At 30.4% G+C, this 15,231-nt stretch carries 16 protein-coding genes; 1 reads left to right on the plus strand and 15 read right to left on the minus strand.

All coding sequences use genetic code 11. The features are described from left to right. Positions 1-49: 49 nt before the first annotated feature. The 5 genes from ER639_RS02795 to ER639_RS02815 are packed head-to-tail and all read right to left on the minus strand — an operon-like array spanning position 50 to position 6,207. Positions 50-2,590: a helicase C-terminal domain-containing protein gene (locus ER639_RS02795; protein WP_129064228.1), complete on the minus strand. Its 2,541-nt coding sequence runs from the start codon at positions 2,588-2,590 to the stop codon at positions 50-52. A gap of 8 nt (positions 2,591-2,598) precedes the next feature. Further along, on the minus strand, positions 2,599-3,567 hold the full coding sequence (locus ER639_RS02800; RefSeq protein WP_129064229.1) for a biotin--[acetyl-CoA-carboxylase] ligase: 969 nt from the start codon (positions 3,565-3,567) through the stop codon (positions 2,599-2,601). Further along, entirely contained in the window at positions 3,554-4,738 is a 1,185-nt protein-coding gene (locus ER639_RS02805; protein WP_129064230.1) for a CCA tRNA nucleotidyltransferase, read from the minus strand. Before ER639_RS02805 ends, ER639_RS02800 begins: the two co-directional genes overlap by 14 nt. Before the next feature lie 12 nt (positions 4,739-4,750). Then, positions 4,751-5,869 (minus strand): N-acetyl-alpha-D-glucosaminyl L-malate synthase BshA, encoded by a 1,119-nt coding sequence (gene bshA, locus ER639_RS02810; RefSeq protein WP_129064231.1) that lies wholly within the window; start codon positions 5,867-5,869, stop codon positions 4,751-4,753. An 11-nt stretch (positions 5,870-5,880) separates the two neighbouring features. Next, entirely contained in the window at positions 5,881-6,207 is a 327-nt protein-coding gene (locus tag ER639_RS02815) for a nucleotide pyrophosphohydrolase (RefSeq protein ID WP_129064232.1), read from the minus strand. A 69-nt stretch (positions 6,208-6,276) separates the two neighbouring features. Between ER639_RS02815 and ER639_RS02820 the strand changes: the two genes are divergently transcribed. Continuing rightward, complete coding sequence (locus ER639_RS02820) at positions 6,277-7,149, plus strand: YitT family protein (protein ID WP_129064233.1); 873 nt, start codon at positions 6,277-6,279, stop codon at positions 7,147-7,149. A gap of 25 nt (positions 7,150-7,174) precedes the next feature. Here the strand turns inward: ER639_RS02820 and ER639_RS02825 are convergent, their stop codons facing one another. The 10 genes from ER639_RS02825 to ER639_RS02870 form a co-directional block, all read right to left on the minus strand. Beyond that, the gene (locus tag ER639_RS02825) at positions 7,175-7,873 is read right to left on the minus strand and encodes a zinc metallopeptidase (protein ID WP_129064234.1); all 699 of its coding nucleotides are present in this window, start codon (positions 7,871-7,873) and stop codon (positions 7,175-7,177) included. Between the two features lie 52 nt (positions 7,874-7,925). Next, positions 7,926-8,510 carry a DUF1405 domain-containing protein gene (locus ER639_RS02830; RefSeq protein ID WP_129064235.1) on the minus strand — a complete coding sequence of 195 codons (585 nt, stop codon included), beginning with the start codon at positions 8,508-8,510 and terminating at the stop codon, positions 7,926-7,928. A 47-nt stretch (positions 8,511-8,557) separates the two neighbouring features. After that, positions 8,558-9,346, minus strand: coding sequence for a menaquinol-cytochrome c reductase cytochrome b/c subunit (locus ER639_RS02835; protein ID WP_129064236.1), 789 nt, complete (start codon positions 9,344-9,346; stop codon positions 8,558-8,560). 28 nt (positions 9,347-9,374) lie between these two features. After that, positions 9,375-10,049: a menaquinol-cytochrome c reductase cytochrome b subunit gene (gene qcrB, locus ER639_RS02840; RefSeq protein WP_129064237.1), complete on the minus strand. Its 675-nt coding sequence runs from the start codon at positions 10,047-10,049 to the stop codon at positions 9,375-9,377. Positions 10,050-10,060: 11 nt separating this feature from the next. Beyond that, entirely contained in the window at positions 10,061-10,564 is a 504-nt protein-coding gene (locus ER639_RS02845; RefSeq protein WP_129064238.1) for a QcrA and Rieske domain-containing protein, read from the minus strand. Between the two features lie 111 nt (positions 10,565-10,675). Then, positions 10,676-11,104, minus strand: coding sequence for a DUF2487 family protein (locus ER639_RS02850; protein WP_129064239.1), 429 nt, complete (start codon positions 11,102-11,104; stop codon positions 10,676-10,678). Continuing rightward, positions 11,094-11,642 carry a hypothetical protein gene (locus ER639_RS02855; RefSeq protein ID WP_129064240.1) on the minus strand — a complete coding sequence of 183 codons (549 nt, stop codon included), beginning with the start codon at positions 11,640-11,642 and terminating at the stop codon, positions 11,094-11,096. The genes ER639_RS02850 and ER639_RS02855 overlap by 11 nt, the downstream gene beginning before the upstream one ends. Next, positions 11,629-12,858, minus strand: coding sequence for a tetratricopeptide repeat protein (locus ER639_RS02860; protein WP_129064241.1), 1,230 nt, complete (start codon positions 12,856-12,858; stop codon positions 11,629-11,631). Before ER639_RS02860 ends, ER639_RS02855 begins: the two co-directional genes overlap by 14 nt. Then, the gene (aroA, locus tag ER639_RS02865; protein ID WP_129064242.1) at positions 12,858-14,159 is read right to left on the minus strand and encodes a 3-phosphoshikimate 1-carboxyvinyltransferase; all 1,302 of its coding nucleotides are present in this window, start codon (positions 14,157-14,159) and stop codon (positions 12,858-12,860) included. Before aroA ends, ER639_RS02860 begins: the two co-directional genes overlap by 1 nt. Next, positions 14,149-15,231 carry a 3-dehydroquinate synthase gene (locus tag ER639_RS02870; RefSeq protein ID WP_129064243.1) on the minus strand — a complete coding sequence of 361 codons (1,083 nt, stop codon included), beginning with the start codon at positions 15,229-15,231 and terminating at the stop codon, positions 14,149-14,151. The genes aroA and ER639_RS02870 overlap by 11 nt, the downstream gene beginning before the upstream one ends.

A 15,231-nucleotide genomic window follows, 5' to 3' on the forward strand; every position in this document is an offset into this window, starting at 1 on the left:
ATATTTAGTTTACCAATTTTTAAGGACTTTTTTAAGTAAATTATGAAATTCACGATAGATTTTGTAACAATTTTTCAAACTGATTCATATCACCCGTAATAATTTCAAATTTATTCAACTTTTCTATAAAAAAGTTTTTGTAATTCGCATTTAATAACCGATGATCAAAACACATAAGTAAACCTTGATCATTTTTATTTCGAATTAATCTACCTGTCGCCTGTTCAAATGTATTCACTGCCATTGGCAACGTATATTCAAAAAATGGATGGTCTAATTGATGCTTAAGCAATTGTAGTCGATAATCTTCTTTATGCATAAATGGAAGTGTAATGATCATTACGCATTTAAATCCTGAAAATTGAAAATCAATACCCTCATAAAATGATTGTGTGCCAATTAATACACATTCCTCTAGATCATTAAACTGTTGATTTAATTTTGAAGTTTGCGTATTTTTTGTTTGTGATAATATCACCACATTTTCAAGCGCATCTTGTAAATAAGTTTTCATGATTTCGACTTGCTCAAAACTATTCACGAGAATCAATGTCTTTGCATTTTTGGTTTGTAAAAAGTAAACAATATAATTGATGATACTTTCAAAATAAGATTGCCTATTCGTATATTGATATGTTTCAATATCTAACGGTATAAAACATGGTGCTTTAATATTAAGTGGCTGCTGGTATTGAAGCACTTCACCATTAATTATATTTAAAGACTTATATAACGATTCAAGTGATTTCAATGTTCCAGAAAGAAAGGTTTTCGATTGGAAATGATTCAATTGCGTATCAATTAATGTATTAATATCATGTTGTTGAAATGAAAATGTAAATTTAGATTTATTGAAATCTTTTATCTCAACAAATACATTTTGATCATGCATTAAACAATGAATCAATGGATTAAACGCATCTACTAAAAAAGAAGATAATTTATTTATTGTTGTATTCAATGGCAATGATTGATATTGATCAAAAATCATATAAATTTCTACAAGTTCTGATATGATTTCTTGATCATTTTCTAATGAAATCCTTTCCTTATTCAAGTTAAGAAATCTTAAAACAACCGCCTCAAATAAATCATTTGCTTGTTTAAATTCAACCGTTGCTTTTTGTAATTTTTGTATCATATTTAAAGATTGTTTTTTACTTGATGTCATTTCATACTCAATTGTTTTTTGAATTTGTGATAAATAATATTTCACACGTTCATATGATAAATCCGTAATGGTTTGATTTAAAAAATAGTTAAGCAATTGATGTGCTTCATCAACAATTAAATGTTTAAAAGGGTTAAAAAGTTTTTCGTGATGTATACTCGCAATATGTGCATGGTTTGTTATACCGATACACGGATGTTTTTGTTTTGGCATCAAATAATGCACATTCGTTTGATCAAATAATACTTGCATCAACTCAAAATAAATTTTTCTACCACCATTTAAATTCAATTTTTCAATATCGCCATCACTTTCTAATATAAATACAAGTAATTGTACTTTTAAAATCATACTGTCATGATTATCTCTATCTTGTTCCATTAGAAATTGAATAAACTCTATTGAAAGGTAATGGTGTTTACTTTTTATTAGTTGAACAGGCAAGTTAATATTTAATGCTTCGTTAATTTTCTTTATCTCTTGGTTCAACAATTGGTTTTGTAATAATATCGTAGATGTTGAAATTAAGACACTTTCTTTTTTTAAAGTGATAAAATAAAGTGCCGCAATGACATAACTTAATGTTTTGCCTGATCCTAAATCCGCTTCAACTGCCATCTCTTGTCCTGATAACATTTGATTTAAAAACATTTCAGACAATTTATATTGATTAGTTCTATATTCGTAGTTGCATGAATGAATGATCATTTCATAGAATGCTTCAAATGAATCATGCCATTTAAAGTTAAATGACTCATTTGAAGGATCAAAAACATAAAATTGCCCTCTTTTTATCACATTTTGTGGATGATATGCATAGTTCATAATGGTTTCAAATACCAATTCATCAATATCATAGCGCATTTGTTTTGTAATGTGATAAATTTGCTTTAAAGTATCTATTGGCATGCTTTTCAATTTTTGAATACTCGCAATTAATAGTTCAGCTGTCGCTACTGCATCATCAATTGCTCGATGCGCATTTTCCAATTGAATATTTAAAGCTAAAGTGATTTGCTTTAATTGATAACTTCTAAAAGTTGGAAATAACATTTTTGATAGATCCACCGTATCAATTGTATATTTTGGTTCAAACTTTATCCCTTCATCCGCAAAATATTTTTGTAAAAACTTTAAATCAAATTCTACATTATGTGCAACAAAAACACAGTTATCTAACAAATGATAAATAGTTTCCTTTACATCATAAAAGTGAGGTGCATTTAGCACATCACTTTGGTCAATTTGTGTCAATGTCTTTATAAAGTGCGGAATTTCTAATCGCGTATGGATGAATGAATCGTATTGCTGAATAATACTCTGGTTTTGAACAATCGCGATGCCGATTTGAATCATTTCATCTGTTTCAATATTATTACCCGTTGTTTCGATATCTACAACAGCATATTTTAAAGACATATATACACCTACATTTCTATATCAGCACTAATCATTTTATGTAACTGGCCTTTTTCATCTATCACAACAAGTTGACCGTCGTCTTCAATATTAATCGCTTTCCCATGGATGATTTTATTTCCTTGTGTATATTTAAGTGTACGTTGCCAAACATTTGAATACAATTGATATTCTGATTTAATATCGCTAAAAGGCACAGATAAAAATAATTGATAATATTTTAGAATGTTGTTTATTAACATTTCTAATAATTGATATCGATCTATGATATTATCAGCAGCTAAATGGATACTCGTTGCTTTATCTTTAATTTCATCATTAAATGTTGTTTGATTTACGTTAATCCCTATACCACATATAATACCGGAAACCTCATCAATATTGCCATTAATCTCTGTTAAAAACCCGCATACTTTTTTATCTTGTATATAAATATCGTTTGGCCATTTGATTTTCACAGCATCTGCATCTACAAATTTTTGAATGGTTTTTGCGATGGCAAGTGATATAAATAAGTTAAATGTTTGAATTTTCTCAAAAGGAATTTGGTCTTTAAATACTAAACTCATCCAAATACCTTCATTCACTTTTGATTCCCAATTGCGATTAAATCTTCCTCTTCCTTTTGATTGATGTTCACTGATTACGATAAAAGGTTCGTCTAATTGATGGAGTAATGATTGGGCTAACTTCTGTGTAGAATCCACCTCATCCCGAACCTCAAAATGTTTAAAATAATGTTGTGATGATAATACTAATTTTATAAGATGTTTGTCCCAATTTTTTGGCCACGACTTTAATTGATGGCCTTTATTTGATACAGAAGTAATCATAAATCCTTCTTCTTTTAATTGTTCAATGGATTTCCAAACTGAAGTTCTCGAAATATTTAACAATGAGGCTATTTTTTGTCCTGATATGAATTGTGATTGATTTTTTACCAACAAATGTATGATATCGTATTTATATTTTGACATGTTCTTTTACCCACTTTAATAGTTCATTTTTATCATTTTTTAACTCACCCGTTACAACTTTCTGGGTCAATTGATGTATGACTGTTTTAAGCCAAGGGCCACTTTTCATATTTAAAGTTTCAATAATATCATGGCCATTCACTGCTAACGCTTTATTATTTTTAATTGGTAATTGCTCATACAAATTTTGTATACTTTCAATATTTTGTTCAAAATTAGCCATAAAATGTTGCATATATTGCATCACTAAATCAATACCGTATTGAAATAATATTAATCGCTTATCTGTATTAGAGTGCATCAAACCATTAATTTCAATCATTGATTTAATCGTTTTCTTTTCTTTATTAGAAATTTTTAATGCATTTAAATGATTCATTAATTGTGGTTGGTTGATACATAGTTTGGCAATCCATATTAAAAAATCATTTGATTTGCAAAATGCACTTTTTTCAATCTCCTTAAAAAAAGGAATATATAAATTCATACCAAGTTCGAAAAATAATGAAATTGCTTTTTCAAAGTTTGTCCCTTGACATAGTTTTTTTAATTCAACGATAATACGTTCAATAGATACATGTTGAATTGTTTCGATATTGGATTGAATTGCATGTAACGTGGATCTTTCTATTTCAAAATCCAATTGACTCATAAACCTTAATGCTCTAAGCATTCTTAGTGCATCTTCCTGGAATCTTTCATATGGATTACCTACCGCTTTAATGAGTTTATTTTGAATGTCATCAATGCCATCAAAATAATCAATGACAGTAGAACCTTTCAATGCCATGGCATTCACAGTAAAATCCCTACGTTTCAAGTCTTCAACCAAATCCTTAACGAATGCAACTTTATCAGGTCTTCTGTGATCTGAATACCCAAGTTCGGTTCTGAATGTCGTCACTTCAAATGGGAATTCATTAATGATCATAATCGTACCATGTTCAATACCAACAGGAATTGTATGTTCAAATATTTTTAACATATCTTCTGGTAGAGCATCTGTTGTAATATCAATATCATTGATAGGTAATCCTAATAAAATGTTTCTAACTGAACCACCTACAATATAGCCTTGAAATTGATGATCATTCAATCGAGCAATTACTTCATTTGCTTTATTGAAAAGTTGTTTTTCATATGTATTTAAATTGTTAATATTTATATTCATAAAACACCTATATTATCTTATTAATTCTAAATATATATTTTCATATTGCTTTGAAATTTGATTAGAATTAAATCGTTGTTTAATGTCCATTAACATCGCTGCTTGCATTTTTTTATATAATTGTTCATCTGTTAGAATTTGAATCGCAAATTGGCTTGCTGACGTATAATCTCCTATTTCAACGATATACCCAGTTTCTTGATGTTTAATGACTTCTTTCATGCCTCCAGCAGTAGTTCCAATACAAGGCACTCCTGAATACATTGCCTCAAGTAACACTAAACCAAAGCTTTCTTTCTCACTCATTAATAAAAACAAATCCGCCATTTGGTAATACGTTTGAATTTTTGATCGTTTACCTAAAAATAAGACATCTTTTTCAACGCCTAATTTTTTTGCTAAACAACGCATCTCATTCAATTCTGGACCATCGCCAACCAATACCAATTTACTTTTGATTACTTGACGAACAAGTTGAAATGTTTTTATTACATCTTCAATTCGTTTTACTTTTCTAAAATTAGAAACATGCATTAATACTTTCTCATCATCTTCAATGCCATATTGTCTTCTTAATTCTAAATTTTTACCTACTTTAAAATCTTTTTCGTTAATAAAATTATAAACCGTAACAATTTCTTTATAAGGCTCAATAATTTGGTAAGTCTGTTCTTTAAGACTATCACTTACACTCGTAACAACATCACTATCTTCAATTCCAAACTTTATCGCTTCTTTTAATGTTGAATCATATCCCAATACGGTAATATCTGTACCGTGTAGTGTTGTAACAATTTTTACATCACTTCTTGATATTTGTTTTGCTAAAATGCCACAAATCGCATGTGGAACTGCATAGTGCATATGTAATATATCTAAATCATAACTATTGATTACTTCGGCTATTTTCGTTGCAAGTGTAATATCATATGGTGGATATTGAAATACTGAGTATTGGTTTACATCCACTTGATGTATTGTAATATTTGGATGACTCATTTGTATTCTAAAAGGTGTGTTTGAAGTTATAAAATGAACTTCATGCCCTTTTTCAGCCATATTAATGCCAAGTTCTGTTGCAATAATGCCTGAACCGCCCATTGTTGGATAACACGTAATACCTATTTTCATTTCAATCTCCATCACTTTCCATCTACACGTTCAAATCGATTTTTATCACGTGTATTAAATTTATGCATCATTAATTCAAACTGTTCTTCTAAGTCAATGTCCATTTCATTTGCTAAACAGACTAAAACAAACAAGTTATCGGCAATTTCCATACCGATATCCCCTTTTTTCTCTGACAGTTTCTTTTGTTTCGGGCCATATACATGGTTTATTTCCCTAGCTAATTCCCCAACTTCTTCTGAAAGTCTCACCATATTTTCCATTGGACTAAAATAGCCCACTTTAAACTGTTGTATATAATCGTCTACTTCTTTTTGTATACCTGATAACGTTTTCAAATTAACACCTACTCTATTAAATTAATCTTATGTATAATATTTATAAACATATTAATAAGGGGGAATATTGTGAAAATAAAAATTAAATTCATCAACATTCTATTTATATTAATTGGCTCATTTATTTTTAGTTTTGGTATTGTCAATTTTAATATGGCCAATGAACTTACTGAAGGTGGATTCACCGGTATTGCATTAATATTATATCATTTATTCAAGTATAGTCCGGCATTATTGAACTTAATCTTTAATATACCACTCTTTTTTGTGGGATATAAATTATTAGGTAAACATTCGTTTATATATACAATGGTGGGAACATTAAGTGTTTCATTGTTTTTATTCATATGCGAAAAATTTCCACTCCATTTCGATTTAAAAGATGATTTATTTTTAGCTAGCCTTTATGGTGGTGTATTCATTGGTGGCGGTTTAGGAATTATATTTAGATATGGTGGTACAACGGGTGGCGTTGATATTATCGCACGCCTTTGTAAAAAGTACTTTGATATTCAAATGGGAAGAACCATGTTTTTATTTGATTGCTGTGTTATTTTAGCTACTTATTTAACTATCGGTGATTATAAAATTACTATGTACACATTAGTCTGTGTATTTATCGGTGCTCGCGTCATCGATATGATTCAAGACTCGGGGTACTCAGCGCGTGGTGCACTTATCATTTCTGAAGAGTATCATAAAATTTCAAACGAAATTAACAATACACTAGAGCGTGGTGTAACGATAATTTCTGCAAAAGGTCATTATTCTAATCAAGATAAACCAATGGTATATTGTGTTGTACCTCGAAATGAAATAACAAGATTAAAACAAATCATTAATGCTATAGATCCTCACGCATTTGTTTCTTTATTGGATGTACATGATGTGCTAGGTGAAGGATTTACATTAGATGAACAAAAAAATCCAATAGAAAAATAAAAAAAGAAGCATAAGCTTCTTTTTTTTAATCATTATTTCTTGCCATCATAAAGAATCTAATAAATTCAGCAACTGCAACAGCTGTCGCAGCAACGTATGTCATTGCTGCAGCACCTAATACACGTTTTGCATGTTTGTATTCTTCTTTATTTACAATATTCAATTTTTCAATTTGTCTCATTGCTCGTTTACTTGCATCAAATTCTACAGGTAAAGTCACAATAGAAAATAGTACTGAAAAACTCATTAAAATAACACCAGCCCAAATGGCCATGGCACCGATGCCTCCACCTTGTTGGGAAATACCAGTTAATACAGCACCAATCATAATTAGTAAATAACTTAAAGTTGTACCTAAATTAGCTAATGGAAATAAGCTAGAACGTACATTTAAGAAATGATAACCTGTTGCATGTTGAATTGCATGACCAACTTCATGTGCAGCAATTGCTGTAGCGGCAACACTTGGCTGGCGATAATTGGCTGGCGATAAAACAACTACTTTCTTACTTGGATCATAATGATCTGATAAGAAGCCTTCTCCTTCTAAAACTTGAACATCAGTAATATTATTCGCTGCTAAAATTTCTTCAGCTACTTGTGCACCCGTTTTTCCACTCGTTGATCGTACTTTACTGTATTTATTATATGTTGTTTTAACTTTATGCTGGAAATACATTGGAACGATCATGATTAAAATAAAATAAAGAATATATGCACCCATTTCAACACTCCTTTAATTAGTATACTCCACTATTTTATTCAATTAGTCAAAATTAATCAAATATTTTATCTCTATTATTTAAGTATAATAAACAAAGCAAACAACTGATACTTAGCCAAAATGAAAAATAACCAATATGTTGAATATATTCACTCAACATACTGTAAATTGGATATTGCATGTATACATAATCGATCACATCATTATGGAAGACCCAAATAGCAGTAATAACAATATGACGTACTTTAATTTTAAAAAGTGGATAAAAAAAGAATGCTTGAATGGCCATAATACTATGTGAGCAAATTAACATCATACCAATAAACGTCACTTCGTGTAACACAACAAAAGTAAAGATATTCATAATTACTGCCCAAATACCATATTTAATGAGTGTTACAAATGCTAAAGCTTCGAAATAACCGTTATGCTTTTTAAATAAGGTCAAAATCAATGCGATAACTAAGAATAGCGTTGCCGTTGGACTATCCGGTACAAAAGGAATAAAGAACCACTTAGTATTTTCTAATTGTGGCATATACCAATAATAGCCGTATATTGTACCTAATATATTGGCAATGATAATTGAGATAACAAACCACTTACTTTGTAACCATAAATAATATTGTTCGATCATTTGGCACCTCTATAAAAAAAGAATCATCCTAAGATGATTCTTTAAAATTATTTTTTAATTGGTTTGCCATTCTCGTCAGTTTCTTCTAAACCTTCGATGAATTTACCAACTTCTTTAATTTGTTCTTTTGTTAAAGAATCTTTAAATCCTGGCATTGCACCAGATCCTTTAGTAACAAATCCCTCCACTGCAGCTGCTGGTAATTGAGATTTAACTAGGTTAGGACCAGCCCCACCTGTTAATTCACCACCGTGACAACTTGTACAGTTAGCTTTGATTATTTTTTCATAAGTTGGATCTTTTTTATCTAAGTTTGTGAAAGAAATTTTACCTTGAGCAGCTTGAGTCTTCCAATCATGATAATGAGAAGATTCCCAAGTTGTATAGAATAAAATAGCAACTGTTAATAACATAAAACCACTTGCAAATGGACGTTTGCTCCATTTACGCTCAGGACCACGGTCTAACCATGGTGCTAACATTAATGCACCAAAAGCAATACCTGGCATAATAATTGCACCAAATGTATTAAATGGACCTGATGCATAAGTGTATTTTAAGATTTGGTATAAAAATAAGAAATACCAGTCTGGTAATGGTGTATAACCAGTATCTGATGGATCAGCCACACGTTCTAATGGAGATGGATGTGCTACTGTTAAACATAAGTATGCAACTAAGAATACAGCACCTGTCATCCATTCTTTTAATAAGAAATCTGGCCAAAAACTTTCAGTTTTACCTGGGAATTCAGAGTAATCTCTATTTAACTTTGGTTTATCGTACGATTTAATACGAGAATCACCAACAAATTTCATCCCTTTACCGCGATGCATTCAAATAACCTCCTTTGTTTATTCGTGTTTATAATGGACCCGAAATACCTTGTTTTCGAATCATGATAAAGTGTGCTGCTAATAACGCGAATAAACATGCTGGTAAGAAGAACACATGAATAGCGAAGAATCGCGTCAATGTTTGTGCACCAACGATTTCTGGATCGCCGGCTAATAAAGTTTTAACCCATGGTCCAATGAATGGCACTGACTCTGCAATTTGTAAACCTACTTTAGTTGCAAATAATGCTTTCATATCCCAAGGTAATAAGTAACCTGTGAAACTTAAACCTAACATTACGAAGAAAATTAATACACCAACTAACCAGTTTAACTCACGTGGTTGTTTGTAGCTTCCTGTAAAGAATACACGTAATGTATGTAAGAACATCATTACAACAACAAGACTGGCACCCCAGTGATGCATACCACGTACAATTACACCCGCAGCGACATCATGTTGTAAGTAATAAACTGATTTCCAAGCATTGATAATGTCTGGAACATAATACATTGTTAAGAACATTCCTGATAAAACTTGGATGACTGTTATAAAAAATGTTAATCCACCAAAACAATAGACGAAAGCAGAAAAGTGATAAGCAGGGTTAACATGCTCAGGCACTTCATGATCTGCGATATCACGCCAAATTGGTGTAATGTCAAGTCTGTCATCGACCCAATCATAAATTTTACTGATCATTATTTACCCTCCTATTTTGCTAATTCATTTGGATGTTTCTTACCGATAGTAAGAACCCCACCTTTTTCACCAGTTTCAAATTGATCTAACGGTGCTAATGGTGGTGTACCAGGAACATTTTTACCATTCTTTTCGTAACGACCATTATGACATGGACAGAAGAATTGGTTTGGATTTGATTTATCACCGTTCCATGTTACTGTACAACCTAAGTGTTTACAAGTTGGTGATAACGCAATAATTTTGTTACCCTCTTTGTAAACCCAAGCAAACGCAGTTACTTCACTTGTATACCATGCATCTTTTTGTTCGAATTTAAAGTCAACCTTTGTTGGTTCTTCTTTAATTTCTGAAACTTTTACGCTTGTTGCAATCATACTACCAGCAGAACCTGATTTGAACACTGGATCTAATGCAAAGCGACCTAAAGGCATGACCATACCAGCTGCCATAAATGACCCAACTCCCATTAAGGAATAGTTTAAAAATTGGCGTCGTGTGACACGTTGGCTCATTTAATTTTCCCCCCTCTAACGTTCTTTTTTACTAAAATATACTAGGACATATCAATTTTAGCTTAATAAAACTACTTGGTCAATAACATGTGACAATTTATTGTCCTTTTTTTAACGATTCCACTCAAAAATAATACTTTTCATTAAAAGTTTGACATTTTCTTGAACAAATTCTTGCTTCATACTATCATCCATGCTTGATAAAGGCATAATATTGATTTTTTGAAAATGAATATTTTCTGATATGGTATGATTTGGTCCAACAAATAATATCGTTTTAAATCCAAATGAACGTAATTGTGTTTCAATCACTTCATGAACAGGTGTTTGCCCTTTCAATTGTTGAATTGTAGGTAATAGTAATAAGCGTCCTTTAAACTGCGCTTCTAAATTCATTAACACCACTTGTAACATTTCTAATTCATCAGCAATTTTTAAATAATTGTTCGTATAATCCACTTCAATCACAGGCACAATTGCAGTATCAATATAATCTTTTTCTAAATGAAGTGTTTTAATATCTTCGTGATTAAATATCATTTTGAACCTCCAACAGTTTGTTCGATAATTTTGAATAATACATAAATAGATCGTATTGATGATGATCTAAAGATGCATCAATTTTAATGTGTAATTCATTTTTTAATATATTAAATTCTTCTAGATATAATATTTGCTTCTGGATATCTTCTAATGGAAAACTTGTTATTTGTTCTAACATATCTTCATTAGGCTGATGAATAGCATTTTCCAAAATTGAAATAAAATTTATCAATAAGAGTTTGCGATGATTTTTTAAAAAATTTTCAAATATTAAAATCACAGGTAATTTTGAATGAATGACTTGATTAAATATTTCTTGTTGATTATAAATGATCGAATCACCATCAATAAGTCTTAGTTGAAATTGATTTCTAACATATATAACCATGCCTTCTTCTTGTATTTCATTAAAAAAAGTGGGCCTATTACAATCTTTTAAATAATTAAGTAACCATACACAATATTCATTTTCAATTTTATAATCATACAATATTTGATTTAAAAACTGTAAATGTAATTGATTAATAGCTTTCATCTTCAAACTCTTCTAAATAAGTAGAATCAATTGATTTAATTTTTGCATAAAGTATTTCATTTAACTGATGTTCCCCGATTTCTCTTGTATAAAGATAATAGTCTTTTAAGAAATCTAAGTTCTCATTTAATTGTTGGAACGCTTCATGGTATAAATGTTTTGCTTCTTTGTCTCTTTCAAGCTGTTGATAGCTATAAGCCAATTTCCACATGATTGTTGGATCCATATCATCTTCATCGATAACACCGAACAATTGTATCATCGCATCATAATCTTCTTCTTGAATGTAATAATCTGTTAATAAAAGACTTGCTTCAACATATGATGGATCAATCGTTAATGCTTGAATTAAATATTCCGCACCTTTTTCTTGATGCATTTTAATCATAATACGACCTGTATCCACTAATAATTCCTTATAAAATTCATTTAATAAAATACCTTTTTGTCCAATTAAAATTGCATCTTCATATCGTCTTTCTGATTCTAGCAAGTTTACTAGTAATAGGTATGCTTGCATATAATCAGGATCTTTTTCATTTAATTGTTGTAAAATCTCAATGGCACTTTTGACTTGATCTGTTTTTTGGTAACTGATTGCTTTTTTGAAATAATCATCACTTGAAAATAATTTTTCATCAATCGTTTGGTACAGTTCATTAGCATCATCATAATCACCAGCTTGTAACATGCTGTCTGCTAGTCTTAATTTAATGTGAACATTATTAATCTCATCAATACCATCATTTAATAACATTTCATAATGCTTTGCTGCTTTTAAATAATCCCCATCAAAATAATAAAGTTCACTTAGAGCATACGTTAAAATGGGATCATCCTGAGATAAATGTCTTGCCTCAATCACTTTATCAATCGCAACTTCCATCATTCCTTGTTGTTGATAAATATCCGCTTCTAACATTAATCGTGATACTGACTTAGGCATTTGATGTAAAATTGTTAATGCTTGGTCTATTTCGTTATTATCTACTAAAGCTTCAATGTAATAAGCAAATACATCTGCATCTTCAGGATAAAGTTCAAATAATCTTTCAAAAACTTTTAACGCATTATCTACAAGTCCAAATTGAAATAAAGTTTCTCCTAATTGAAATAATCCTTCATGATCGTCTGTAAATAAAGTGTCTTTCACGCGTTCATCTAATTGTTCTAACTTTTGTAAGTGAATGTTATCTATTAATTGATAAATATCCATTAAATCTCTCCTTGTATTAATGATTTGAAATCTTCAATGAAATTTGGATAAGAAATATCTATCACTTCGTCATTTTCAATATTCATATCTGTTTCAAACAAGCTTGCTACATATAACATCATGCCAATTCTGTGATCATGATATGTATCAAATGTATTGGCATGCTTTATTTGTTTTTCCAACCCATAAATAATCATCCCGTCATCTGTTTTCTCCATATGATAGCCTAATAAATTTAAAGTATCAACGGTCGCATCAATGCGATTCGTTTCCTTTACTTTAAGTTCCTCTGCATCTTTAATCACACTTGTCCCTTTTGCATAAGCTAATAACAATGCCAATATAGGAATTTCATCAATTAGCTTAGGTATCAAAGCGCCTTCAATTGTTGTAGCTTTCATATTTTCTGTGTATCTCACGCGAATGTCTGCAATTTTTTCATGTTCATCTTGAATATTCAAAAGTTCAATATTCGCATTCATTTTTTGACAAACTTCGATAATACCTGCACGCGTTAAATTGATACCTACATTTTTAATGGTAATATCACTGCCTGGCGTGATTAATGCTGCAACAATAAAGAAAGCTGCAGATGAAATGTCACCTGGAACATCAATATTAGTTTGTTGAATCAAGTTAACACTTGATTTTGGCATCGAAATTGTCAAACCATCGACATCTACAGGAATACCAAATTGTTTAAACATTATTTCTGTATGATTTCTCGTTTGTTCCAATTCTGTAATTTTTACTTCATCATTTGCGAAAAGACCTGCAAACATCAAAGCAGATTTTACTTGAGCACTTGCAACCGTCATTTGATAGTCTGTTCCAGAAATTTGACTAGGTTGCATGATAAGTGGTGTATTTTTGTTTCCATTCGATCCAATAATATTTGCATTCATTTGTTTAAGTGGTGTAATCACTCTATCCATTGGTCGTTTTCCAATAGATGCATCCCCACTTAATACTGTTAACATTGGCAATCCACTCAGTAAACCAGCAAGTAATCTCGTAGTAGTTCCAGAATTACCTGTATAGAGCGTTTGATGTGGTTCAATAAAATTTTGGTAACCTTTTGAATCAACTTGAACATCACCATTGGTATCAATTTCAATTTGAACACCTAATTGTTTGAATATTTCTATTGTACGCATGCAATCTTCACCTAATAAAGGTTTTGTGATTTTAGCTTGTCCAGTTGCTAAACTTGTCATCATTACTGCTCTATGCGTAATTGATTTATCACCTGGCACTGATATTGTACCGATTAATGGTCCTAAACATTGGTTATTTTTCATTTGATTCACCTACTATTGCTTTAAACGCATTAAATGTGTTATATAAAGCTTCTTCTTCTATCGATTCAATCAATAAAATATTTTTTTGGTCCTTGTCATTTTTCTTTAATAATACAAAATGAACGTGTTGTCCTTTATTTTTTTTATCTTGTTTCATTTTTTCTAAATAAAAATTAAAATCCATCATTTGAATTTGATCATTTGGATAGCCTAATTGACTTGTCCATTTAACATATTGATTTATAAACTTGCTCGGAAAATTTGCTAATACCAATGCAAATATAATGCCATAATGAACTGCGATGCCATGAGGAATACGGTTAACTACTTCAATAGCATGACCAAATGTATGACCAAAATTTAAATATTTTCTTTTGTTGCCTTCAAACTCATCTTGAATGACAATTTCTAATTTCGTTTGTATCCCTTTTGTTAACCATGATTCTAGCTTATGAAAATCTTTTAAATCATTCATTTCTTTAAAATCATTCATCAAACGATATATATCAAGATTTGGATTAATGAACACGTGCTTTATCAATTCAGTAAATCCACTTAATGTTTCTGTTGTACTTAAAGTTGATAAGAATCGCAAATCATAAATGACAGCTTTTGGTCTTTTGAATGCACCGATTAAATTTTTGCCGTATTTAGAATTAATACCGACTTTACCTCCGACTGCAGAATCATGTGCCAATATAGTCGTGGGAATTTGAATAAAATCTATACCTCTTAATATTGATGCGGCTACAAATCCAGTGAAATCACCACATGCACCCCCACCAATTGCAAATAGGCAACTATTTCTGGTAATTTTATGTTCAAGTAGCAAATTGATATATTCTTCATAAAATTTAAGTTGTTTTATTTTTTCCCCCGAAGGAATAACGACTTTTTTTATTTGATGTTTATTCAAAAAAGTATCAATCATTACTGCATGATATTGATAAACCTGTTCATCAATAAATGCAAATCTAAAATCATATTTACTAAAATCATATGGCTGATTTAAAGCGCCCTGTTCAATTACAATTGGATAATTATCATTAACATATGTAGTCATTAATCTCAT

The organism is Macrococcus sp. DPC7161, from assembly GCF_004117835.1.
In the GTDB taxonomy this organism is placed as follows: Bacteria; Bacillota; Bacilli; order Staphylococcales; family Staphylococcaceae; genus SDSC01.

Bases quoted from the DNA above. Each gene is read 5' to 3' on its own strand.
- ER639_RS02795 (WP_129064228.1), bottom strand. From the start codon at position 2,590: ATGTCTTTAAAATATGCTGTTGTAGATATCGAAACAACGGGTAATAAT.
- ER639_RS02800 (WP_129064229.1), bottom strand. From the start codon at position 3,567: ATGTCAAAATATAAATACGATATCATACATTTGTTGGTAAAAAATCAA.
- ER639_RS02805 (WP_129064230.1), bottom strand. From the start codon at position 4,738: ATGAATATAAATATTAACAATTTAAATACATATGAAAAACAACTTTTC.
- bshA (WP_129064231.1), bottom strand. From the start codon at position 5,869: ATGAAAATAGGTATTACGTGTTATCCAACAATGGGCGGTTCAGGCATT.
- ER639_RS02825 (WP_129064234.1), bottom strand. From the start codon at position 7,873: ATGGGTGCATATATTCTTTATTTTATTTTAATCATGATCGTTCCAATG.
- ER639_RS02830 (WP_129064235.1), bottom strand. From the start codon at position 8,510: ATGATCGAACAATATTATTTATGGTTACAAAGTAAGTGGTTTGTTATC.
- ER639_RS02835 (WP_129064236.1), bottom strand. From the start codon at position 9,346: ATGCATCGCGGTAAAGGGATGAAATTTGTTGGTGATTCTCGTATTAAA.
- qcrB (WP_129064237.1), bottom strand. From the start codon at position 10,049: ATGATCAGTAAAATTTATGATTGGGTCGATGACAGACTTGACATTACA.
- ER639_RS02845 (WP_129064238.1), bottom strand. From the start codon at position 10,564: ATGAGCCAACGTGTCACACGACGCCAATTTTTAAACTATTCCTTAATG.
- ER639_RS02850 (WP_129064239.1), bottom strand. From the start codon at position 11,104: ATGATATTTAATCACGAAGATATTAAAACACTTCATTTAGAAAAAGAT.
- ER639_RS02855 (WP_129064240.1), bottom strand. From the start codon at position 11,642: ATGAAAGCTATTAATCAATTACATTTACAGTTTTTAAATCAAATATTG.
- ER639_RS02860 (WP_129064241.1), bottom strand. From the start codon at position 12,858: ATGGATATTTATCAATTAATAGATAACATTCACTTACAAAAGTTAGAA.
- aroA (WP_129064242.1), bottom strand. From the start codon at position 14,159: ATGAAAAATAACCAATGTTTAGGACCATTAATCGGTACAATATCAGTG.
- ER639_RS02870 (WP_129064243.1), bottom strand. From the start codon at position 15,231: ATGAGATTAATGACTACATATGTTAATGATAATTATCCAATTGTAATT.